The organism is Longimicrobium sp. (assembly GCA_036387335.1).
GTDB lineage: Bacteria > Gemmatimonadota > Gemmatimonadetes > Longimicrobiales > Longimicrobiaceae > Longimicrobium.
This window is the reverse complement of the sequence record DASVTZ010000033.1, coordinates 1-23,306: the sequence shown is the minus strand read 5'-3', so window position 1 is coordinate 23,306 and position 23,306 is coordinate 1. Positions and strand designations below refer to the sequence as shown.

20 protein-coding genes are annotated in these 23,306 nt (G+C 69.9%); 16 read left to right on the top strand and 4 right to left on the bottom strand.

The features are described 5' to 3' along the window. The first annotated feature begins 77 nt into the window (after positions 1-77). From dxs to VF647_03085, 9 genes are all read left to right on the top strand, one after another. Positions 78-2,060, top strand: coding sequence for a 1-deoxy-D-xylulose-5-phosphate synthase (gene dxs, locus VF647_03125; GenBank protein HEX8451059.1), 1,983 nt, complete (start codon positions 78-80; stop codon positions 2,058-2,060). After that, a complete protein-coding gene (locus tag VF647_03120; protein ID HEX8451058.1) occupies positions 2,047-2,940 on the top strand; it encodes an NAD(+)/NADH kinase in 894 nt (297 codons plus the stop codon). Before dxs ends, VF647_03120 begins: the two co-directional genes overlap by 14 nt. Positions 2,941-3,251: 311 nt before the next feature. After that, positions 3,252-5,633, top strand: a complete 2,382-nt coding sequence (locus VF647_03115) for an endonuclease MutS2 (GenBank protein ID HEX8451057.1) — start codon at positions 3,252-3,254, stop codon at positions 5,631-5,633. Positions 5,634-5,757: 124 nt separating this feature from the next. After that, a complete protein-coding gene (gene dnaG, locus VF647_03110) occupies positions 5,758-7,632 on the top strand; it encodes a DNA primase (protein HEX8451056.1) in 1,875 nt (624 codons plus the stop codon). A gap of 604 nt (positions 7,633-8,236) precedes the next feature. After that, positions 8,237-9,358: an alanine racemase gene (locus VF647_03105; GenBank protein HEX8451055.1), complete on the top strand. Its 1,122-nt coding sequence runs from the start codon at positions 8,237-8,239 to the stop codon at positions 9,356-9,358. A gap of 91 nt (positions 9,359-9,449) precedes the next feature. Then, positions 9,450-9,995: a thioesterase family protein gene (locus tag VF647_03100; protein HEX8451054.1), complete on the top strand. Its 546-nt coding sequence runs from the start codon at positions 9,450-9,452 to the stop codon at positions 9,993-9,995. 1 nt (position 9,996) lies between these two features. Beyond that, positions 9,997-11,691 (top strand): DUF2339 domain-containing protein, encoded by a 1,695-nt coding sequence (locus tag VF647_03095; GenBank protein HEX8451053.1) that lies wholly within the window; start codon positions 9,997-9,999, stop codon positions 11,689-11,691. Next, positions 11,688-11,876 carry a hypothetical protein gene (locus VF647_03090; protein HEX8451052.1) on the top strand — a complete coding sequence of 63 codons (189 nt, stop codon included), beginning with the start codon at positions 11,688-11,690 and terminating at the stop codon, positions 11,874-11,876. The genes VF647_03095 and VF647_03090 overlap by 4 nt, the downstream gene beginning before the upstream one ends. 82 nt (positions 11,877-11,958) lie before the next feature. After that, a complete protein-coding gene (locus VF647_03085; GenBank protein ID HEX8451051.1) occupies positions 11,959-12,498 on the top strand; it encodes a hypothetical protein in 540 nt (179 codons plus the stop codon). Positions 12,499-12,887: 389 nt separating this feature from the next. Here the strand turns inward: VF647_03085 and VF647_03080 are convergent, their stop codons facing one another. The 4 genes from VF647_03080 to dcd all read right to left on the bottom strand — a co-directional run bounded on the left by VF647_03080 (position 12,888) and on the right by dcd (position 17,254). Then, positions 12,888-13,979: a potassium channel protein gene (locus VF647_03080; protein ID HEX8451050.1), complete on the bottom strand. Its 1,092-nt coding sequence runs from the start codon at positions 13,977-13,979 to the stop codon at positions 12,888-12,890. A gap of 3 nt (positions 13,980-13,982) precedes the next feature. After that, positions 13,983-15,659 carry a glycerol-3-phosphate dehydrogenase/oxidase gene (locus tag VF647_03075; GenBank protein HEX8451049.1) on the bottom strand — a complete coding sequence of 559 codons (1,677 nt, stop codon included), beginning with the start codon at positions 15,657-15,659 and terminating at the stop codon, positions 13,983-13,985. A gap of 4 nt (positions 15,660-15,663) precedes the next feature. Further along, positions 15,664-16,281 (bottom strand): chemotaxis protein CheC, encoded by a 618-nt coding sequence (locus VF647_03070; GenBank protein ID HEX8451048.1) that lies wholly within the window; start codon positions 16,279-16,281, stop codon positions 15,664-15,666. Positions 16,282-16,699: 418 nt separating this feature from the next. Further along, positions 16,700-17,254: a dCTP deaminase gene (gene dcd / locus VF647_03065; GenBank protein ID HEX8451047.1), complete on the bottom strand. Its 555-nt coding sequence runs from the start codon at positions 17,252-17,254 to the stop codon at positions 16,700-16,702. Positions 17,255-17,503: 249 nt separating this feature from the next. On the opposite strand from dcd, the gene ndhC reads away from it, so the two are divergent. The 7 genes from ndhC to VF647_03030 form a co-directional block, all read left to right on the top strand. After that, positions 17,504-17,860 (top strand): NADH-quinone oxidoreductase subunit A, encoded by a 357-nt coding sequence (gene ndhC, locus VF647_03060; protein ID HEX8451046.1) that lies wholly within the window; start codon positions 17,504-17,506, stop codon positions 17,858-17,860. After that, complete coding sequence (gene nuoB, locus VF647_03055; protein ID HEX8451045.1) at positions 17,851-18,558, top strand: NADH-quinone oxidoreductase subunit NuoB; 708 nt, start codon at positions 17,851-17,853, stop codon at positions 18,556-18,558. The genes ndhC and nuoB overlap by 10 nt, the downstream gene beginning before the upstream one ends. Before the next feature lie 81 nt (positions 18,559-18,639). After that, positions 18,640-19,374, top strand: a complete 735-nt coding sequence (locus VF647_03050) for an NADH-quinone oxidoreductase subunit C (protein HEX8451044.1) — start codon at positions 18,640-18,642, stop codon at positions 19,372-19,374. After that, positions 19,374-20,669, top strand: coding sequence for an NADH dehydrogenase (quinone) subunit D (nuoD, locus tag VF647_03045; GenBank protein ID HEX8451043.1), 1,296 nt, complete (start codon positions 19,374-19,376; stop codon positions 20,667-20,669). The genes VF647_03050 and nuoD overlap by 1 nt, the downstream gene beginning before the upstream one ends. Next, positions 20,666-21,349: an NAD(P)H-dependent oxidoreductase subunit E gene (locus tag VF647_03040; protein HEX8451042.1), complete on the top strand. Its 684-nt coding sequence runs from the start codon at positions 20,666-20,668 to the stop codon at positions 21,347-21,349. Before nuoD ends, VF647_03040 begins: the two co-directional genes overlap by 4 nt. A 106-nt stretch (positions 21,350-21,455) precedes the next feature. Then, positions 21,456-22,760, top strand: coding sequence for an NADH-quinone oxidoreductase subunit NuoF (gene nuoF / locus VF647_03035; protein HEX8451041.1), 1,305 nt, complete (start codon positions 21,456-21,458; stop codon positions 22,758-22,760). 18 nt (positions 22,761-22,778) lie between these two features. Continuing rightward, positions 22,779-23,306, top strand: a 528-nt coding sequence (locus VF647_03030) for a 2Fe-2S iron-sulfur cluster-binding protein (GenBank protein HEX8451040.1), incomplete at its 3' end; no start/stop codon positions are given.

Genomic DNA, 23,306 nt, shown 5'->3' with positions numbered 1-23,306 from the left:
ACTGTAAAGTGGATGCCGTGCCGCGGCTGTGACGGGCAGAGGTTGGTTGAGCGCGGCTCATGGTCTAGATTGTTCGGATGCGGCCGTCCGGCCGACCCTTGAGAGTGGAAGGAAGGAGCCCCGTGGCACTTCTCGACAGTGTGAAATTTCCCGCGGACGTCCGCGCGCTGCCGGCCGAGGAGCTTCCCGCCCTCTGCCAGGAAGTGCGCGACCGCGTGATCGACGTGGTGGCGGCCCACAAGGGCGCTCACTTCGGCTCCAACCTGGGTGCGGTGGAGTTGGCCGTGGCGCTCCACCGCGCCTTCGACACCCCGAGCGACCAGCTCATCTGGGACGTGGGGCACCAGGCGTACCCCCACAAGATCCTCACCGGGCGCAACGAGGGGATGCCCGGCATCCGCAAGCGCCACGGGCTCTCCGGCTTCCTGCGCCGCGACGAGAGCGAGTACGACGTCTTCGGCGCCGGGCACGCCGCCACCTCGATCTCCGCCGCGGTGGGGATCGCCGCCGCGCGCGACCTGCGCGGCGACGACTACGAGGCGATCGCGGTGATCGGCGACGGCTCCATGACGTGCGGGCTGGCGTACGAGGCGCTCAACAACGCCGGCGACACGGACCGGGACCTGATCGTCGTCCTCAACGACAACCAGATGTCGATCTCCCCCAACGTGGGGGCGCTGCACAAGTACCTGGGCGTCCACAAGCGGCTGACCGGCGTGCGCACCTCGCCGCTGTACAACCGCATCCGCGAAGAGGTGAAGCGGCTGGTGCACGCGGCGCCGCGCATCGGCACCATCGGCGAGATGGTGGAGCACTTCGCCGTCCGCGCGGATGACGCCTTCAAGGGGATGTTCGTTCCGGGGATGCTGTTCGAGGAGCTCGGATTCCGCTACGTGGGTCCGGTAGACGGGCACGACGTCGCCTCGCTGGTGGAGACGTTCGAACTGGTGCGCAAGATGAAGGGGCCGCGGCTGGTGCACGTCCTCACCACCAAGGGGAAGGGGTTCGCGCCGGCCGAGGCGGACCAGGTGAAGTGGCACGCGCAGGGCGGCTTCGACCGCACCACCGGCGCACCGCTCAAGGTCTCCGCCGCCGGGCTGCCGCGCTGGCAGAACGTCTTCGGGCAGGCGCTCACGGAGCTGGCCGCCGAGGACCGGGACGTGGTGGCGATCACCGCCGCGATGGCCGGGGGCACGAGCACCGACATCTTCCAGAAGGCACACCCCGAGCGCTTCTTCGACGTGGGGATCGCCGAGGGGCACGCCGTCACCTTTGCCGCCGGGCTGGCGACGCAGGGGATCAAGCCGGTGGTGGCGATCTACTCCACCTTCCTCCAGCGCGCGTACGACTCCATCGTCCACGACGTGGCGCTGCAGGAGCTGCCGGTGTGCTTCGTGATGGACCGCGCAGGCATCGCGGGCGACGACGGGCAGACGCACCACGGCGGGCTGGACATCGCCTACCTGCTGCCGGTGCCGGGGATGACGATCGCGGCGCCGCACAACGCGGACGAGCTGATCGGTCTGCTGAAGCTGGCGTTGGAGTGGAAGCACGGCCCCTTCGCCATCCGCATTCCGCGCGACAACGTCCCCGCGCTGCCACGGCCGATCGCGGAGATCGAGCCGGTGGTGCACGGGAGCTGGGAGACGCTGCGCACCGGCAAGGACGTCGCGATCCTGGCGGTCGGGACGATGGTGGCGCCCGCGATGGCGGCCGCGGAGATGCTGCAGCGCGAAGGCGTCTCGGCCACCGTGGTCAACGCCCGCTTCGTGAAGCCGCTCGACGAGGGGACGCTGGAGCGCCTCTTCCCCGCGCACCCGCACCTGCTGACGGTGGAGGAGGGGACGGTGGTGAACGGCTTCGGCACGTATGCGTCGGCGCACGTGGCGGCGCGCTGGCCTGGGGTGCGGTGCGCGTCGATGGGGCTTCCGGACCGCTTCGTGGAGCACGGCGAGCGCGCCGAGCTGCTGGGCGAGCTGGATCTGACGCCGGAGGGGATCGCGGCGCGGGCGCGCTCGCTGGTGGGCAAGCCGCTGCGGAAGCTGCTTGAGACCGCCTGACGGGGCGGGGCCGCGGCGCGTCGGCGTCGTCGGCCATGACCGGTACGACGAGCTCGAAGCGGCGCTGGCCCGCCTCCTGGCGTTCGCCCGGGAGCGCGGGCTGGAGCTGTTCCTGGAAGACGCCCTCCTGGAGGCGGCCCCCGTCTCGGCGGTCCTGACGCCCGACCTGATCCCCACGCTTGACGTGCTCCTCACGCTGGGCGGCGACGGGACGCTGCTGCGGGGCGCGCGGCTGGTGGCGCGCGACTCCGTGCCGGTGCTGGGGATCAACCTGGGGCACCTGGGCTTCCTCACCACCGCGCATCCTGCCGAGCTGGATTTGGCGCTGGATTGCTGGCTGCGCGGCGACTTCGAGCTGGACCGGCGGATGGCGCTGGACATCCGCTCCATGGGGCCGGACGGCGAGGAGCGCGGCGAGTACCTGGCGCTGAACGACGCCGTGCTGCACAAGGGCGGCTCGGCGCGCGTGATCCGGCTGCAGGTGACGGCGCTTCGCGAAGAGGTGGGGAGCTACAGCGCGGACGGTATCATCCTGGCGACGCCCACCGGCTCCACGGCGTACTCCCTCTCGGCGGGCGGCCCCATCGTCCACCCGGCCGTGGATTGCATCATCGCCACCCCGATATCTCCCCACACGCTCAGCGTGCGCCCCCTCGTCCTCCCCGCGGAGGAGACGCTGACGGTGGAGGTGCTCTCCCCCACCGAGGAGCTGATCCTGACCATCGACGGCCAGGAGAGCGAGCGCCTCATCCCCGGCGCCCGCGTCGTGGTGCGCCGCGCGGACGAGCGCGTGTCCCTCGTCCGCCTCCCCGAGCGCAGCTTCTTCTCCACCCTGCGCGTCAAGCTGCGCTGGGGCGACCTGGAAGAGCGCAAGCGATAAACAACGGCCCCGGTGCGATGCGCTGGGGCCGTCGATTTTTCGTGATCGAAACAACAGGGCCTCACGCGGAGACGCGGAGACGCAGAGAGAAAAGAAAAAGAACACCCAAGCAGCTGCAGTTCTTTTCTCCGCGTCTTCGGGCCTCCGCGTGAGATTGTTGTTGGGATACTTCCGCTACTCCGTATTTTCGGTTAATGTTCGGTTGTGGCGGGGCTGAACCGAGGGAGCGGGGCGGGGGTATACAGCGTGCTGATCCGTCGCGCGGGAGGGGCGCACGACGTACCTTGCGGAATGAACGCACGCAGATCCGGATGAATCCGCACGCTCTCAACGTCCTAGAGTACCGCGACGCGCTGGACATCGTCGCACGCTACGCATCGTCTGCGCTCGGCGGGGACGCGGTGCGCGCGCTGGAGCCCTCGGCCGACCTCGGGTGGATCGAGCCGGAGCTGGCGCGCGTGGACCAGATGCGCGGCTTCCTCCGCGGCGACTCGGGGTGGTACATCCCCGCGATCCCGGACGTGCGCGACCCGCTCCGCAAGCTGCGCGTGGAGGGCTCCGTGCTAGACGGCTCGCAGCTTCGCGACGTGGCGACGCTCCTCGCATCGTCGCGGGTGACGCGGCGCGCGATCCAGGGCCAGGCCGCGAGCTTTCCGCTCCTGGCGATGCTCGCCGGCGCGCTGGTGGAGGCGGAGAAGGAGGAGACGGAGATCGGGCGCACCGTGGACGACCACGGCACCGTGCGAGACGAGGCTTCGCCGCTCCTCTACCGCACGCGCCGCGAGATCAAGAGCGCGCGCAACCGGCTGGTGGAGAAGCTGGCGTCCTACGTCTCGTCGCTCCCGGCGCACTACCAGGTGCCGGACGCATCGGTGACGGTGCGCGAGGGGCGCTTCGTGATCCCCATCCGCCGCGAAGGGCGCGGCGAGGTGGGCGGCATCGTGCACGACGAGAGCGGGACGGGCGCGACGCTCTTCGTGGAGCCGCCCGTCGCCGTGGAGATGATGAACCGCCTCCGCGAGCTGGAGGCGACGGAGCAGCGCGAGGTCACGCGCATCCTGCGCGAGCTCTCCGCCCGGCTGCGGCCGATGCAGCCGGAGCTGCTGGCGACGCTGGACGCGATGGTGGCGCTGGACTCCGTGTACGCCCGCGCGCGCTACGCCATCAAGTCGGACGGGCACGTGCCGCGCCTCCTCCCCGCCGGGACGGAGGAGTACGAGGTCGTGAACGGCTATCACCCGGTGCTCCAGGCGCGCAGCGGGGCCGTGGTGCCCTTCGACCTGCGGATGGACGCGGGGGAGCGGACGCTGCTGATCTCCGGGCCCAACACGGGCGGCAAGACGGTGCTGCTGAAGGCGATCGGTCTGATCTCGCTCCTCACGCAGAGCGGGATCATTCCGCCGGTGGGGCCGCGCTCGAAGCTCCCCGTCTTCCGCCAGGTGTTCGCGGACATCGGCGACGAGCAGAGCATCGAGGCGTCGCTCTCCACCTTTTCCGCGCACCTCAAGAACCTGCGCGAGGCGCTGGACGGCGCGGACTGGGATGCGCTGGTGCTGACGGACGAGATCGGGAGCGGGACGGACCCGGTGGAGGGCGGCGTGCTGGCCCGCGCCATCCTCATCGAGCTGACGCGCCGCTCCGCCTTCACCGTCGCCACCACACACCTGGGACAGCTCAAGCTGCTGGCGACGGAGGAGCGTGGGGTCGTGAACGCCTCGCTCCAGTTCGACGCGGAGCGCCTGCAGCCGACGTACCGCCTGGTGAAGGGAATCCCCGGCCGCTCGTACGGCCTGGCGATCGCGCGGCGGCTCGGGATGGCGGAGTCGGTGCTGGAACACGCCGAGTCCGCGCTGCCGCAGGGCGAGCGCGACGTGGCCCGCCTCCTCCTGGACCTGGAGGCGAAGGAGCAGCGCCTCTCGGAAGCCACCGTCGCGCTGGAGCGCCAGCTCGCGGAGACGCGCGCGCTGCAGCAGGCGCTTGAGGAGCGCGAGCGCTCGCTCAAGGAGAAGGAGCGCGACGCGGAGCGGCGCGCACGGCAGCAGGCGCGCGACCTCCTCCTCCGCTCACGCGCCGAGGTGGAGGCCGCCATCCAAGAGGTGCGCGGCGTGGCGGACGCGGCGCAGCTGGAGGAGGCCTCGCGCGCCGCTCGGCGCCGCGTGGAGGAGGCCGCGACCCGCCAGCGCGAGCGCGTGCCGCAGGAGCGCAAGAAGGCCGGCGCGCATCCCGCCCGCACGGCCGACGCGGTGGCGCTGGAGGCGGGCGTCCGCGTGAGAATCGAGTCGCTGGGGCGCACCGGAATCGTCGTGGAGGTGCGCGACGGCAAGGCGCTGGTGGAAGCGGGCTCCATCCGCATCCTCCTGCCGCGCGAGGACCTCTCGCCGCTCCCGGCCGGCGACCAGCAGCGCGAGCGGAGCAAGCCGACGGCCGGCTACTACTCGCACACCAGCGAGGCGCACCCGGAGGTGGACCTGCGCGGGATGCGCGTGGACGAGGTGGAGACGGTGCTCGGCCGCGCGGTGGACGACGCGATCCTGGCGGGCCTGCCGTCGTTCCGCATCATCCACGGCAAGGGCACCGGCGCGCTGCGTGCCCACGTCCGCGACCTGATCAAGAACGACCGCCGCATCCTGACCTCGCGCGCCGGTGAGCTGTTCGAGGGAGGGACGGGGGTGACGGTGGTGGAGTTCGCGTAACTGAAGTGCGAGAGTGCGTGAGTGCGTGAGTGCGTGAGTGCGGGGGCACCGGCCCCGCATCGCGCCGCAGCAGGTCGGGTGAGGGAGCGATTCCCCATTCCCCATTCCCCATTCCCCGCAGTCCGTGCCGATCCCGGATCACCTCGTCGAACAGGTCCGACAGCAGGCGGACCTCGTGGAGATCGTCTCGGAGCACACGCGCCTCAAGCGCTCCGGGAGGACCTTCCGCGGGCCGTGCCCGTTGCACGGCGGCGATGGCCCGAACTTTTCGGTCGATCCGGCCAAGGGGTACTACAAGTGCTTCGTGTGCGGCGAGGGGGGGACGGTCTTCACCTTCCTGATGAAGCACCTGGGGATGAGCTATCCCGAGGCGATCCGCACGGTGGCGGAGCGCGTGGGGATCGAGATCCCGGACGAGCGCGCGCGGCGGCAGGAGGTCGATCCCAACCAGCCGCTGTACGAGGTCAACGCCTTCGCGGCGGACTGGTTCAGGAAGCGGCTCTGGGACGACGAGCGTGGCAAGCCCGCGCGCGAGTACCTGGAGCGGCGCGGGATCACCCGCGAGACGGCGGAGCGCTTCGGGCTGGGGTGGGCGCCCGAGGAGTGGGTCGCGCTCGGCGAGGCCGCGCGCAAGCACGGCATCGACAACGGTCGCCTGCTGGCGCTCGGATTGGCCAAGGAGTCGAAGAACGGGCGTGATCCCTACGACGCCTTCCGAGCGCGCATCATCTTCCCCATTGAGGACCTCAGCGGGCGCGTGGTGGCGTTCGGGGGGCGCATTCTCGGCGAGGCGGACGAGCGCACGCCCAAGTACCTGAACTCGCCCGAGTCGGCCATCTACCACAAGGGCAACGTCCTGTACGGCCTGGGATGGAGCCGCGGCGCCATCCGCAAGGAAGAGGCGGTGCTTGTCGTGGAAGGCTACATGGACTACGTCTCCCTCGCCGCGCACGGGGTGGGGAACGCCGTGGCGCCGCTGGGGACGGCGATGACGCAGGAGCAGTGCGAACTGATCGCCCGCTACGCCCCGCGCGCCATCCTCCTGTACGACAGCGACAAGGCCGGCCTCAAGGCCACCTTTCGCACCGGCGACGAGCTCCTGCGCGCCGGGCTGGAGGTCCTCGTGGCCACGTTGCCGGAGGGGGAGGACCCCGATTCGCTCGTCCGCAACAAGGGGCAGGCCGCGCTCCGCCGCTTCCTGGACGACGCGGTGGACGTGATGGAGCGCAAGATCCAGATCCTGGAGCGCAAGGACTTCTTCTCCAGCATCAAGGGCACCCGCCAGGCGATCGACTCCCTGCTCCCCACCGTCCGCGCCGCCTCCGACGAGCTGGTGCGCAGCGTGTACATCGGGCGCATCTCCGAGAAGACGGGCGTCCCGCGCGAGACGCTGGAGCGCGAGGTGGCGGAGGCCGCGTCGCGTGATCCCCGCGCGCCTGGCCCCCTCGAGCGCCGCCGCCGCGACGAAGGACGCCGCGCGGAGGATTTCGCGCAGAGGCCCGCGCGCAAGGACATGCGCACCAACGCCGAGCGCTCGCTCCTCCTGCTGATGGTCCACGACGAGCGCTGGGTGGAGGAGGCCGCCAAGCACGTGGAGGCGGACGCCCTGCTGCTCCCGCTCTACCGAACGTTATTCCAGGGCCTCCTGGACGCCGAAGGCCAGCGCGACCCCGAGGGCGAGTGGCTCACCCGCTTTCCGCCCGCGGTGCAGCCGCTCCTCGAGGAGCTGCGCGGCGACCCTGAGATCGCGTCGATGGTGCCGGCCGAGGCGTTCTTTCGCGGAAGCGTGTCGCAGATCCTGGAGCGGGCGCACCTGGAGCGCCTGGCCGAGCTGAACCGCGAGCTCAACATCGCTGGCCCGGAGCAGCAGATGCTCCTCCTACGCGAAAAGGCGCAGCTCGTAAAGGTGATGCGCGAGAACGGCTATCTTCGCCGCACGGGCTTCGTGCAGGCCCTCACGCAGAGCACGCCGCACTACGGCCCCGGCCCGCTCGAGTGACACCCTTTTATTGTCATCCTGAGTGAAGCGCTTCACCGTCCTCGCCCGTGCTCAACCCTTTGGCGCGAACGAAGGATCTACTGCGCGTTTCGAGAGGTCCGGCGTGCGGCGCGGGCCCCGGCCCGGCGCGGGCTAGATTCTTCGGTCGCCGCAAGGAGTGCGGTGTGCTGGGGCCGACGCTGGAGCGGGCGGCTCCCTCAGAATGACAGAGGAGAGGATGGGGCCGCGCGCAGCACCCCCTTCTGTCATCCTGAGTGAAGCGCTTCACCGACCTCGCCCGTGCGCTACCCTCTGGCGCGAACGAAGGATCTACTGCGCGTGCCGAGGCGATGGCGTGAGGGGCGAGTCACGGCCCGGCGCAGGCTAGATTCTTCGGTCGCCGCAAGGAGTGTGGTGTGCTGGGCCGACGCTGGAGCAGGCGGCTCCCTCAGAATGACAGGGGGGTGGGGTCGCGCGCATGACCCCCCTCGTCTGTCATCCTGAGTGAAGCGCTCACAGACCACGCCCGTGCGCTATCCTGTGGCGCGAACGAAGGATCTACTGTGCGTTCCGAGGGGACAGCGTGCGGGGCGAGTCCCGGCCACAAACACACATACGGTGAACCATGACGCTGGACGATCTGGAGACGCCCGCGGCGCTGGTGGACGTGGAGCGGATGGGGGCGAACCTGCGGCGCGCGGCCGAGTACTGCCGCACCCACGGGCTCGACTGGCGTCCGCACGCGAAGACGCACAAGACGCCGGAGCTGGCGGCCGAGCAGGTGCGGCTGGGTGCAATCGGCGTGACCGTCGCGACGCCGCGCGAGGCGGAGGTGATGGCGACGGCGGTGGACGACATCCTCCTCGCGTATCCGCCATTCGGCGCGAGCAAGCTGGAGCGGCTGATGCGCCTCCCCGAGCACGTGCGCCTCACGGTGGGGCTGGATTCGGCGGAGGCGCTGGACGCGCTGGCGGAGGCGGCGCGCCGTGCGGGACGGACCACCGGCGTACTGGTAGAGCTGGACGCGGGGATGGGACGCGTTGGCCTCGGCTCGCCGGAGCACGCGGTGGAGCTGGCGCGGCGGGCGAGCGAGACACCCGGCGTGGAATACCGGGGTATCATGTTCTACCCGGGACACATCCGCGGCCCCGTCGCGGAGCAGGACGAGGCGCTCGCCGCGCTCGACGCGCGCCTCGCCGAGCGCATCGCGGCGCTGTCGGATGCGGGGCTGCGGCCACGGGTGGTGAGCGGCGGATCGACGCCCACGTTCTGGCGCTCGCACGAGGTGGCGGGGATCACGGAGCTGCGCCCCGGCACCAACATCTTCAACGACCGCACCACGGCCGAGATCGGCGCCTGCGCGTGGGACGAGTGCGCGTACACCGTGCTCGCGACCGTGGTCAGCACGGCGGTGGCGGGGCAGGCGGTGGTGGATGCGGGCTCCAAGGCGCTCGCCAAGGAGGAGCTTCGCGCCACGGGTGGCGGTTACGGCGCGCTCCTGGAGCACCCCGAGGTCGTGGTCAAGTCCGTCTCCGAAGAGCACGGCCTGCTCGACCTGAGCGCCACCGACTGGCGCCCACGCGTGGGCGATCGGGTGCGCATCGTCCCCAACCACGTGTGCGTGTCGGTGAACCTGCAGGAGCGGCTGTGGGGCGTGCGCGGCGGCGAGGTGGCGGCGGAATGGGAGATCGCGGGACGGGGGCGCGCGCCGTGGGTGGCGCGGGCGCAAGCAGCGGCGGCTGGCTGAGATACGGACGGGCGGGGTGCACTCTCCGCCCGTCTTTGGTTAGATTGCCCTTGCCCGACCCTTCCGCCGTACCTCCCCGTCCCTAAGCGCAATGAACCTGATCCTGCGGCTCTTCTACGTGCTCCTTTCGGGGATGCGCGGCGCGCGGCTCCAGCCGCTGGACGAGTCCGTGGTGAAGTTCCGGGTCTTTCCGAACGATCTGGACACCAACCTCCACATGAACAACGGCCGCTACCTCACCCTGATGGACCTGGGGCGGCTGGACCTGCTGGTGCGGCTGGGCGTGGTGCGCGAGGTGCGCCGGCGCCGCTGGAACCCGGTGGTCGCGTCGCTCGCCATCCGCTACCGCCGCTCGCTGGCGCCGTGGCAGAGCTACGAGCTGAGGACGCGCCTGGTGGGGTGGGACGACCGCTGGTTCTTCATGGAGCAGCGCTTCACCCGCGGCGGGCAGACGATGGCCGTGGCGATGGTGAAGGCGCTCTTCGTGGGCCCGGACGGCCGGGTCGCGCCGCAGGAGTTGGTGGACGCGACGGGCTACGACGTGGTGCCGCCCGAGATTCCAGAGTCGATACGCAGATGGGAAGATGCCGAGGATGACCTCCTCGAGCAGCGGGAGCTTGCGACCCGGGATGGATGAGATGCACGACTACGAGGCCCTCGCCGCCCGCATGGAGCGGCTGGAACGCGCCGTCGAGGAGATCGCCCGCCGCCTCCCCGCCGCGGAGGCCGGCTCCGACGCGCAGACCATCGCCGCGCCCGCGCTCCCACCTCGTGTCCCCGTACGCGCCCCGGCGGCGGCGGTGCGCGTTCCGCGCGAGGCGATCCGCTGGGACGGGCAGCTCTGGCTGAACCGGCTGGGGATCGGGCTCCTCCTACTGGGGGTCGCGTTCCTATTCCGCTACTCCATCGACATGGGGTGGATCACGCCGGCCGTGCGCGTGGGCTTCGGCACTGCCGTCGGCGTGACGCTGCTAGCGGCCGGGCTGCGCATCGGAGAGAAGCGCCGCTTCGGATCGGTGCTGGTGGGCGGCGGGATCGCGACGTTCTACATCGTGGGATGGGCCGCCTTCAACCTGTACTCGCTCGTCGGCTACACGGCGGCGTTTGCGGGGGCGGTGGCGGTCACGGCGCTCGCCTTCTGGCTGGCGCTGCGCAAAGACGAGCCGGCGCTCGGCATCATGGGCGCCATCGGCGGGCTGGGGACGCCGCTGCTGCTGGGCCTCTCGTACGGCACGCCGCGCGGCCTCGCCATCTACACCTGCATCATCATCGGCTGGACGGCGGCGCTGCACCTGAAGCGGAGCTGGCGCTGGGTGCTGTGGACGACGTTGGCGTTCGGGTGGGTGCTGCTGTGCCGCTACGCGTACCACGTGGCGCTTCCGGACCGCCTCGTCGCCGCCGACGCGTGGGTGCTGCAGGGCGCGGCGGTGTTCGCCTGGGCCTGTACGGGGCTCCTGCCGCTCCTGGCGCGCCTGCGCTTGAAGTCCGAGCGCCGCTGGTCCGACCTAGACGCGTTGCACTGGTACGGCGTCGCGCTGGTGCCGCCCGGCGCCGCGCTCCTGGTCACCGGCCTCGTGTGGACGCTCCTCCGGGAGCAGTGGGGCGCCGCGGCGATGGCGGGCTCGGCGCTCTACGCCGCCGCCGCCTACCTCCTCTGGACGCGAGACCGGCGGCTGGCGCGGGTGCTCGCGCTCGCCGCGTCGGTGATGCTGACGGTGGGGATGATCGGCGCGCTCGAAGGGAACGTGCTGCTGGCCGGGATCGCGGTCCAGGCGCTGGCGCTTCACGCGCTCGCGGGGAAGGGCGGCGGGATCGCGCTGCGCTGGACGGCGCACAAGGCGTACATCGGCGCCGGAGCCTGGCTGCTCATCCGCCTCACCGTGGACGCCGGGGCGGGGCTGGCGAACTCGGCCACGACGGTGCTGGTGCTGGCGTGCGGGTTCGCGGCGTCGTACCTCGTGCACCGGCGCCGGGAGATGCTCGCCTACCGCTACTTCGTCCACGCCGCGCTGCTCGGCTTCCTGTGGCGCGAGCTGGCGCGGATGGATGGCGGCGAGGGCTTCGCGACGGTGGCGTGGGGCGCGTACGCGCTGGGGCTCCTCCTCTTCGGTATGGCGCGCTCCCGCCCGCTGGTGGAGAAAACGGCGCTCGCCACCCTGCTGGTGGTCGTCGCCAAGCTCTTCCTGGTGGACCTGGCGGCGCTGGAGGCGATCTACCGCATCCTGCTCTTCCTGGGCTTCGGCGGGGTGTTCCTCTTCTTCAGCTACGCCCTGCAGACGTGGCTCCGTCCGCGCGCGGCGGAGCCGCCCCCCGCCCCCCGCGTCGCCGGTTGACGAACGAGACACCGCCTGCCGGCCTCTGCGAGAGCTGCCGCAACGTGCGCTTCGTGGACACGCGCAAGGGCTCGCGCTTCTACCTTTGCGAGCTCTCCGAGGTGGACCCCCGCTTCCGCAAGTACCCGCCGATTCCGGTGCTGCGCTGCATCGGGTACAGCCCGGCGGAAACGGCGGTGGCGTGAGACGACGGCCGAGGCGCTGCGGGGACACTCACCGCCCGCTTCGCCTGCTTCCGGTGGCAGCCATCAGCCCAGGAGTTTTGAATTGAGACGCCATGCCCTCGCAGCACTCTGCCTGTTCCTCGCCGCCGGCTGCGAGGACCCCTCGGGCGCCCGGGAGCTCACCGGCACCGAAGGAGAGCTTGTCGCCACGTTCGGTGGAGGGAAGCGCTTCAGTGTACGCGGTGAATGCCGACCGGACCCTTCGCCCGTCTGCGCGTCCGCTACCGTCTACCATCATCCGGATTTCGGCCGGAGCGTGGGAGTCGCTGGCATCGTGGTGTCCGGCAATCGGTACGAACAACTGATCCTGTCGCTGAGCGACTCCGAAGTGGGCACGTACACGTTCGGGCAGGGGTGCGAGCGCTGCGTCTTCGTAAGCTATTCGGCTGGCGAATGGCCGGGTGCGTCGACCCTCTATCCCCCCCCGCCGAACATTTGGGACAACGTCTCCGCGACGGTAACGATCACGGACGCGGTCAACGGCCGGCTCCGCGGCACCTTCAGCACCAGGCTGGAGGGCAGGGAATTGCCGGACCTGGAAGTGCGCGAGGGGAGGTTCGACGTTCCGCTGCGCACCCCGTGATCCGGAGTGCGCGGCAGCGGGTTCACCTCCGGCGCAGGCGCGTGGAATGATGACGACGACGGGCCCGGCGCGATGCCGGGCCCGTCGTGTTTTGGTGTAGCCTGGAGCCGGGGCCTTGATGCAGGGCGAGTGAACTCGCGGCAACAACAGCACAAAGTCCGCCTGCGCGGACTCGGGGGCGAGATTCGTTCGGCGCTTCCAACTCTGTGCGGCGTGAGGTCCGCACCAGGAGCGAATGAATTCGCGGCTGGAAACGCGCGAAGTCCGCCTGCGCGGACTGGTGGCGGTCTCGCAGACCGCTTCAGCGGTCTTCCCATAGTTCCAGCCGGGGGCTTTAGCCCCCGGTAAACCGGAACCGGCCCAGCCCACCTGGCCAATCCCGCCCCCCCTCAATCCCCCCCGTACATCGCCTCCAGCTCGTACACGGCCTCGGCAGGCCCGATCACGATCAGCGTCTCCCCGGCGCTGAGGACGCGCTGGGCGTCGGGGTTGAGGGCAAAGGCGCCGGCGGTGTCGCGGATGGCCAGGATGCTCACGTTGCGCATGCGGCGCAGGTCGCAGCGCGCCACCGTCTGGCCCGCGAAAGGGGAGTCGGGGGCGATGGTGATCTGCCCCACGTCGACCGCCACGTTCATCCCGAAGCTGAACATCTCGGTGAACAGGTCGTGCACGGCGGGGCGCAGGAGGGCGAGCGCAAGCCGGTGCCCCCCGATGTCCTCGGGGGTGACCACGCGGTCCGCGCCGGCGCGGCGCAGCTTCGACTCGCTGGCGTCGCTGTTGGCGCGCGAAACGACGAGGAGCTTTGGGTTGAGGCCGCGCGCGGTGAGGACCGTGAGGACGTTGTTGGCGTCGGAGTCCAGGGCGGCCACCAGCCCGCGCGCCCGCGCCACGCCGGCCGCCTCCAGGACGCCGTCGTGTGTGGCGTCGCCGATCAGGTGGGGGATCCCCTCCGCGAGGAGGCGCTCCTCGAACTCCTCCTTCTCGTCGATCACCAGGAACGACTCGCCGCGCACCATCAGGTCGCGCACGATGCGGGTGCCCAGCCGCCCGTAGCCGCAGACGACGAAGTGGTCGCTCAGGTTCTCGATGCGCTGCGTCATCTTCCGCCTCTCCACGGTCAGCCAGTACGTCTGCCCCAGCATCACCTCGATCGCGTTCCCGGCGGCCCACGCGCCCACGCCCACCCCCACCATGATCAGCCCGATGGTGAAGAGGCGCCCGCCCTGCGACAGCGGCTCCGTTTCGCCGAACCCCACCGTGGCGACGGTGATCACCGTCATGTACAGCGCATCGACCCACCCCATCCCCTCCACGAAGCGGTAGAAGAGGGTGCTCCCCGCCATGACGAGGAAGAGGGCCAGAAGTGCGATCTGCAGCCTGCGGAGTGGGTGCTGCGCGGCCGAGCTGATCCGGTAGCGGAGCGATGCCTTCCGCGCCCGCTTGCGCCGGTCGACGGGGTAGGGGCGCGCGGGCCGGATCACGGCTCAGGCGGCGCCGAAGCCGCGCGTCGCCTCCACCGCGCGGCGGTAGTGCTCCACCTGGCGCTCGATCTCCGCCGCGCTCCAGCCGATCCCCGGCTCGTCCGCCATCCGCTCCGCCACCTTGCGCGCCACGGAAAGGCCGCCGTCGCGCGCCTCGTAGAAGATGTGGAGGCGGCGCACCAGCAGGTCCTCCAGCGTCATCGCCATCTCGCAGCGAACCGCCCGCGCGATCTCGGCTCGCAGGTAGGGGAGCCCGGGGATCAGCCGCGTGCCCAGCTCGGGTTCGCGCCGGATCTCGTCCAGCACCGCGCCCGCCTCGTCGCCATAGAAGCGGGCAAGGTGCGTGGCGGCCGCTTCGTCCAGACCCACGGCGGCGGCCTCTTGGCGGATGCGCGCGGCGAAGTCGTCCCACGGCTCGCTCGGGGCCGCGGGAAGGGGAAGGTCCTCGGTGAGGGAGCTCCCGCTCGCGACGCCGTGCCGTTCCCGGAGGATGCGCGCCGCCTCGTCCGCCACCTCGGCCGCCATCACGCGGTAGGTGGTCAGCTTGCCGCCCGCGATGTTGAGGAGTCCGCTACGGTCCTGCCAGATCTCGTGCTCGCGCGACGTGGCGCTCTCCGAACGGCCGCCCTCCGTGTCGAGCGGCGCGAGGAGGGGGCGCAGGCCGGCCCAGGTGCTCACCACGTCCTCCGCCGTCAGCCGCGCGGCGGGGAAGATGGAGTTGGCGGACTCCAGCAGGTAGCACACGTCGGCCTCGTCCGCGCGCACGTCGGCGGGGGAGCCGCGGAAGTCGGTGTCGGTGGTCCCCACGTACGAGAAGTCGCCCCACGGCAGCACGAACATCACCCGCCCGTCTACGGGGGAGCGGAAGGTGATGGCGCCGCGGTTCCCCAGCCGCTCGGCGGGGACCATGATGTGGACGCCCTTGGTGGTGCGCAGCCGCGGCTTGGTGCCGGGGTCCGCCAGGCGCCGCACGATGTCGCTCCAGGGACCCGTGGCGTTCAGGATTACCCGCGCCCGCACCTCCGCCACGCCGCCGCCCAGCCGGTCGCGCACGCGCACACCCGCCACCCGCGCCCCTTCGCGCAGGAAGCCGGTCACCTCCGCGTGCGGCACCACGGCGGCGCCGGACTCGTGGGCGCCGCGCGCGTTGGCCAGCGCCAGCCGCGCGTCGTCCACCGATGCATCGTAGTAGAGCGCGGCGCCCCTCACGCCCTCGGAGCGCAGCGCGGGCTCCGCGGCGGCGACGGCCTTGGGCGAGAGCATGCGGTGCCGCGAGATGTTGCGAAAGAGCGAGAGGAGGTCGTACAGCCACATCCCCGCCTGCAGCTTGCGGCGCCCTACGGGGCCGTTGCGGAAGACGGGGAAGAGGAAGGGGAGGGGGTGCACCAGGTGCGGGGCCAGCGCCAGGAGGCGGCGCCGCTCCGCGCTGGCCTCGAAGACGAGGCGGAAGTCGAAGGTCTCCAGGTAGCGGAGCCCTCCGTGGATCAGCCGCGACGAGCGGCTGCTGGTGCCCTGCGCGATGTCGCCCGCGTCCACCAGCGCCACCCGCAGCCCGCGCCCGGCCGCGTCGCGCGCCACCCCGGCGCCCGTGATCCCCCCGCCGATCACCAGCAGGTCCCACGTCCCGCGCCCGAGCGCGTTCCAGTGCTCCGTGCGCGCCTCGGCCGAGAAGGGAGTCACGGGATCAGGACGCGCTCTCGGCGACGTCCTTGAAGCCGAGCGCGCGCAGCAGCGAGGCGAAGGAGACGTCGGCGTGGCTCAGGACGAAGACCCCTTCGAACGTCGTATCCAGGAAGGTGAAGTCGGTCTCGATCAGGAGCCCGTCCACCGCGTCGCGCCCCACCCGCTCCCGGTCGCCCGCGGTGAGGACGGGGGTGCCGATCATCACGCCCTTGTTGAGGAACGTCCCCAGCACGCCCACGTACGCCGCGCACACGATGTTCCCCATCTCGTTGAGCGCCGAGAGCTCCAGCGCCCCGATCTCGGTATGGCGCGATGGGTCGCGGCGCATCATCAGCGCCACCATGCGCAGCGCGGTCTCCTTGGCCAGCACGAGCGCCGCCTGCTCGCCCCCCTCCTCGGAAACCCCCACGATGGGTACGCTGATCAGCACCAGCTCGCCATCGCCGGGCAGCGACGCGATGAGCGCCGCGCGCGTCACCCACTGGATGCGCGGCACGGAGATCATCACGGTAAGCCCCGTGAGCTGCGACAGGTTGGTGGCGGCGTGGCCGGCCCCGATGTTCACGATCTCGCGGATCGCGTCGAGATGCTGGGGTGTCACCGGGAGCTGGGTGGTCATCGTGGATGCGGTATGCAATGTCGGCGCGGCTACGCCCGTTTACGCTGGCCTCGGCAGGAGTCGGGCCGTGGGCCGTGCCTGGGGTGTGCCCTGGCGAGTGAACTCGCGGCAACAACAGCACAAAGTCCGCCTGCGCGGACTCTCGGGCGAGATCCCGGCGCGTCGCGAAGGCCGGTGCGGGCAGGGGCGCGGGTCCATGAGCGAATGAATTCGCCGCTGGAACCACGCAATGTCCGCCTGCGCGGACTGGCTGCGGCGCGAGAGCCCACTTCAGTGGGCTTCCCGTGGTTCCAGCCGGGGGATTCATCCCCCGGTCGCGTAACGCCGGTGCCCGCCGCCCGGCACCACCCCCCGCCCCCCGGAGCCTGCGAAGGCAGGCTTCCCGCGGTTGTTGCAGCGGTTTCAACCGCCGGGGGCATCACAGCCTCGGAACCGTCACCCCCACCTGCCCCTGGTACTTCCCCTTGCGATCCGCATAGCTGACCTCGCACGGCTCGTCGGACTCGAAAAAGAGCACCTGCGCGATCCCCTCGTTGGCGTAGATGCGTGCCGGGAGCGGGGTCGTGTTGGAGATCTCCAGCGTCACGAACCCTTCCCACTCTGGCTCGAAAGGAGTTACGTTCGTGATTATGCCACATCTGGCATAAGTGCTTTTTCCGACGCAAAGTGTGAGCACGTTGCGCGGGATGCGGAAGTACTCCACCGACCTCGCCAGCGCGAACGAGTTGGGGGGGACGATGCACACGTCGCCCTCGAAGTTCACGAACGAGGCGTCGTCGAAGTTCTTGGGGTCGACGATGGCGTTGTTGACGTTGGTGAAGATCTTGAACTCGCGCGCCACCCGCATGTCGTAGCCGTACGACGACACGCCGTACGAGATCGTCCCCTTCCTCACCTGCGCGTCCTCAAAGGGTGCGATCATCGCGTGCTCGCGCGCCATCTGCCGGATCCAGCGATCGGACTTGAGGCTCATCGGGAGGCTTGTGAATCAGGTGAGGGAGCGGAAGTTGCACGTGGCGCGGCAACCCCGAACGACATCCGAAAACCGGGGTATCGGGGGCACCGGGACAGGGGCGCCAAGCTAGGCACCCGCCCCCCCGCGCGGCAAGGGGGAAAAGGCCCCGTTCTTCGCTTGACCGGGGGCCGGGCAAGTCGTACATTGGCCCGGCTCCACACAAGTGAAGGATTTCACAAACTACCGCCTCACAGGGCGTACGCCGACATGCTTCGCTCGTACCTTCCCGCGCTGATCATGCTGGCCATCTCGGTGGCCAACGCGATCTTCATGGTGGTGCTCTCCACGGTGCTCAGCCCCGGGGGGAAGACCAAGGTGAAGTCCGCCCCGTACGAGAGCGGGATGGACCCGCTGGGTGGCACGCGCGAGCGCTTTTCGGTGAAGTTCTACATGGTGGCGATCCTGTTCATCGTGTTCGACGTGGAAACCGTGTTTCTCCTCCCCTGGGCCGTGTCGCTGCGGCCGCTGGGGTGGGGGGGCTTCGCCTCGGCGATGATCTTCATCTTCATCCTGACGGTGGGGCTCGTTTACGAGTGGAAGAAGGGAGCGCTGGAATGGGACTGAACGAGAACACCAATCCGCAGCCGATCACCAAGCCGGCCGACGCGGTCATGCCCGCCCCCGAGGGCGGCATCTTTTCCGGCTCGCCGTCGTTCCTCACCACCAAGCTGGACACGGTGGTGAACTGGGCGCGCGAGAACTCCATCTGGCCGATGCCGTTCGGCACGGCGTGCTGCGCCATCGAGATGATGGCCACGGCCGCCACGCGCTACGACCTGGCCCGCTTCGGGATGGAGCGCATGAGCTTCTCCCCCCGGCAGGCGGACCTGCTGATCTGCGCGGGACGCGTGTCGTACAAGATGGCGCCGGTGCTGCGCAAGATCTGGGAGCAGATGCCGAGCCCCAAGTGGGCGATCTCCATGGGCGCCTGCGCGTCCACGGGCGGCGTCTTCGACGTGTACAGCATGGTGCAGGGGATCGACACCATCATCCCCGTGGACGTGTACGTCCCCGGCTGCCCGCCGCGGCCCGAGGGGCTGATGTACGGGATCCTGATGATCCAGGAGAAGATTCGCCGCTCGTCGCCCACGGCGCAGGACGAATGGAACGCGGTGGACCAGCTTCCCGAGGGCGCCAGCTACCTGCCGGACGAGGTGATCAACAACATCACCGTGCAGTTCGGCAACTCGACGAACCAGAACCGCCCCGGCGGCCTGATGTCGACGGGGGCGGTGGTGCGGGTGCAGGATCGAAGGCCATAACTGCGAGTGCTAAGTCCTAAGTCCTGAGTGCTGAACTTCGCGCTACAGGACTTAGGACTCAGGACTTAGGACTTCAGGACTATGACCCAGAACGACGCATTCAAAAAAGGCCTCGACGATCTCGACGCCGGGCCGCGGCCCTCGGACGCGGGCGATGCAGGCGCGCCGCCGCAGGCGGGCGGGCTGCCGCCGCACCCGTCGGTGGAGGCGCTCCGCGAGCGCTTCGGCGACGCGGTGCTGCGCCACGAGCTGGTGAGCGGCGACGAGCACATCGTCTACGTACTGCCGGACCGCAACGTCGAGATCCTCCAGTTCCTGCGCGACGAGCCGGGGCACCGGTACGACTTCCTCCAGGACCTCACCGCGGTGGACTACGGCGGCGGGCGGATGATCCAGGTGGTGTACCAGCTCTGGTCCATCGAGAACAAGCTGAACCTGCGCGTCAAGGCCGAGCTGCCGCTGGACGGGCTTGAGATCCAGTCCGTGTACTACCTGTGGCGTGCGGCCGACTGGCTGGAGCGCGAGGTGTACGACATGTTCGGCGTCGTCTTCACGGGGCACCCGGACCTGCGCCGCATCCTGATGCCGTACAACTACGCCGAGGGGCACCCGCTGCGTAAGGACTTCCCGCTCCGCGGCCGCTTCAGCCGCGCCGAGCAGACGCGGCGCGCCCTCAACCTGCGCACCGAGGACCACTACTCGCCGCGCGAGCTGGAGATCGCACACGTGCTGGGCCAGAGCGTCCCCGACCCGTTCGGCAAGTCGGAGACGAACTCCGGGCAGCAGCAGTTCGGCGGCATGGGAGGAGGAGGCTGATGTCGAGCAAGCTGCGCAGAGTCGTCTACAACGTCGCCCGCAACCCCGAGCTCTCCTCGGGGGGCTCCCTGGTGCACGCCCCCATCGTCCCCTTCGTGGGCGAAGAGGCGCGCGTGCAGGAGGACATCGCGGGCGAGCACATGCTCATCAACATTGGGCCGCAGCACCCCGCCACGCACGGCGTGCTGCGCCTGGTGCTGGAGCTGGACGGCGAGACGGTCGTCCGCTGCATCCCGCACATCGGCTACCTGCACTCGTCGTTCGAGAAGCTGGGCGAGTACCGGGACTGGAACCAGGTGGTTCCGCTCACCGACCGCATGGACTACCTGGCGCCGCTGATCTACAACTGCGCCTACGCCATGGCGGTGGAGAAGCTGATGGGCGTGGAGGTAACGGAGCGGTGCAAGGTGGTGCGCCTCATCTGCATGGAGCTGGACCGCATCTTCAGCCACCTGCTCTGGCTGGGGACGACGGCCATCGACCTGGGCGCCTTCACCGTCTTCCTGTACACCTTCCAGCAGCGCGAGCTGATCTACGACCTGCACGAGGCGTTCACCGGCGCGCGCATCACCACGTCGTCCACCCGCATCGGGGGGATGATGGCGGACCTGCCGGCGGGGTGGATCGACCAGCTCGACAAGTGGATCGAAGGATTCCTCCCCGTGCTGGACGAGGTGGACACCCTGCTGACCAACAACGGGATCTGGATCGGCCGAACGCAGGGTGTGGGCTCCATCTCGGCGGCGGACGCGGTGAACTGGGGGCTGAGCGGCCCCAACCTGCGCGCATCGGGGGTGCCGTACGACGTGCGCAAGGACCGCCCGTACTACGACATGGACTCGTACGACTTCGACGTGCCGGTGGGCGAGCACGGCGACATCTACGACCGCTACCTGTGCCGCATGGAGGAGATGAGGCAGTCGGTGCTCCTCCTCCGCCAGTTCATCCGGCGCCTTCCCGGCGGCCCCATCAACGTGGACGACCCCCGCGTCATCCTGCCCCCCAAGACGGCGGCGATGAACGACATGGAGTCCATGATCCACCACTTCAAGCTGGTGATGGAGGGGGTACGCGCGCCCGTGGGCGAGTCGTGGTTCTCGGTGGAGTCGTCCAAGGGCGAGCTGGGGATGTACGTGGTCTCCGACGGCGGCAGCAAGCCGGTGCGGTGGCGCGTGCGCGGCCCGTCGTTCATCAACATCGCGGCGCTCCCGCACATGATCGAGGGGGCGCTGCTTTCCGACGTGATCGCGGTGAACGCGTCGCTGGACATCGTGCTGGGAGAGATCGACCGATGACGCAGCATGGAGGAAAGCTGGACTCTCCCCCCTCGTCGTGGCCGGCCGCCCTGCAGAACCCGGGCTTCGCGGGCGACACGGGCGAGTTCCCGGCGCTCACCGCGGACGACGTGCGCGGCATCAGCTACGTCGGGATCCGCCCCGAGGACGGCGGGCACGCCTCGGTCGCGGGCACCATGCCGTACCAGGTGCCGCCCAAGCAGCCGGAGGGCCCCATCTTCGCCGGCCCGTACGAGGAGCGCCTCCAGAAGGTGCTCTCGCGCTACCCCGACCGTCAGGCGGCGCTCCTTCCCGCGCTGCACCTGGCCCACGAGCTCCGCGGCCACCTGTCGCCCGAGTCGATGGACGAGGTGGCGGCGCGGCTGGAGCTTCCGCCGGCGTACGTGCGCGGCGTGGCGTCGTTCTACACGATGTACAACCTGGGCCCGGTCGGTAAGTACCTCGTCCAGGTGTGCACCAACATCTCGTGCAACCTCTGCGGCGGCGACGCGGTCCTCGAAGCGTTTCTGGAGCACACCAACACCGAGATGGGGATGGTGAGCGAGGACGGCCGCTTCACGGTGATCGAGGCCGAGTGCCTGGGCGCCTGCGGCTTCCCGACCGTCGTGCAGATCAACGAGCGCTTCTACGAGAACATCCGCCCGGAGGAAGTGCCGGCGGTGTTGGAGTCGCTGAAGTAACGGAAGTCCTAAGTCCTGAGTGCTAAGTCCTGAACAGCACTTGGCACTTGGCACTTAGCACTTAGCACTTAGCACTTTAGTCCTGAATCAGCCCCGGAGCTGAACGATGGCATATCCATACCGGCACCCCAGTGAGGTGCTCGTCCTCTCCAAGTACTTCGGCGATCCGGAAGCGCGGACGCTGAAGGGGTGGGAGGCCCGCGGCGGCTACGCTCCGCTCCGCAAGGCGCTGGGGATGACGCCGGCCGAGATCGTCAACGAGGTAAAGGCCAGCGGGCTGCGCGGGCGCGGCGGCGCGGGCTTCCCGACGGGCGTGAAGTGGAGCTTCATGCCGCAGAAGTCGGACAAGCCCCACTACCTCCTCTGCAACGCGGACGAGAGCGAGCCCGGTACCTTCAAGGACCGCGAGCTGATCCGCTGGACGCCGCACGCGCTCGTGGAAGGGTGCCTGATCGGCGCCTACGCCATCCGCGCGGAGCACGCGTACATCTACATCCGCGGCGAGTTCTTTGAGCCCGCGCAGATCCTGGCGCGCGCCATCGAGGAGGCGTACGCGGCCGGATACGCCGGCAAGAACGTGATGGGAAGCGGGATCGACCTGGACATCACCCTGCACATCGGCGCGGGCGCGTACATCTGCGGCGAAGAGACGGGGCTGATGAACTCGCTGGAGGGGCGCCGCGGCGAGCCGCGCATCAAGCCGCCCTTCCCCGCGATCTCGGGGGCGTTCGGGAAGCCGTCCGCCATCAACAACGTGGAGACGCTGATCGCCGCCGCGCACATCGTGCAGAACGGCGCCGAGTGGTACAAGCAGTGGGGCACCGAGAAGAGCACGGGCACCAAGCTGTTCTGCGTGAGCGGCCACGTGAAGCGCCCCGGCAACTACGAGGTGCCGCTGGGCTTCAACTTCCGCGAGTTCATCTACGACGTGTGCGGCGGCACGGCGAGCGGGCGGCCCATCAAGTCGGTGATCCCCGGCGGCTCCTCCGTCCCCATGCTGACGGCGGACGAGCTGGACATCGGGATGGACTACGAGGCGATGGCCGCCGCGGGGACGATGCTGGGGTGCGGCTCCGTGATCATCATGGACGACACCACCAACATCGTGAAGCAGGTGCGGCGGATGGTGGACTTCTACGCCCACGAGAGCTGCGGGCAGTGCACGCCCTGCCGCGAGGGGACCGCGTGGGCCGCCAAGATCCTCCGCCGCATCGAGAACGGGCGCGGCACGCAGGAAGACCTGGACACGCTGATCTCCATCTCGGACAACATGAGCGGGAAGACGATCTGCGTGCTCTCGGACGCCGCCGCGGCGCCCATCGTGTCGTCGATCGAGAAGTTCCGGGGCGACTACCTGAAGATGATGCACGCGGGCGCCGGGGTGCCGGTCGCCTCGGCCATCGCCCTCTGAGGAAAGGAAGACGCGGCCATGGCTGACGCCACGCCGAAGGCGAACCCGGAGACGGTGCGCTGCACCATCGACGGAATGGAGCTCGAGGTTCCCAAGGGGACCCGCATCATCGACGCCGCCGCACGCGCGGGGATCGACGTTCCGCACTACTGCTACCACCCGGGGCTCAGCGCCCCGGCCCAGTGCCGCATGTGCCTGGTGGAGGTGGAGAAGGCGCCCAAGCTGCAGCCCAGCTGCACCGCGACGGTGGCCGACGGCAACGTCATCCACACCCAGAGCGAGAAGGCGCTGGAAGCCCGCAAGGGCGTGCTGGAGTTCTACCTGGTCAACCACCCGCTGGACTGCCCGGTGTGCGATCAGTCGGGAGAGTGCAAGCTGCAGGACTACACCGCCGCCGAGGGGCGTGCCATGGGCCGCCTCAAGGAGCCGAAGCGCGTGCAGGGGCGCGACGACTTCGGCGGCGACGTGCTCTTCAACGCGGACCGCTGCGTGATGTGCACCCGCTGCGTGCGCTTCATGCGCGAGGTCGCGCAGGACGAGCGGCTC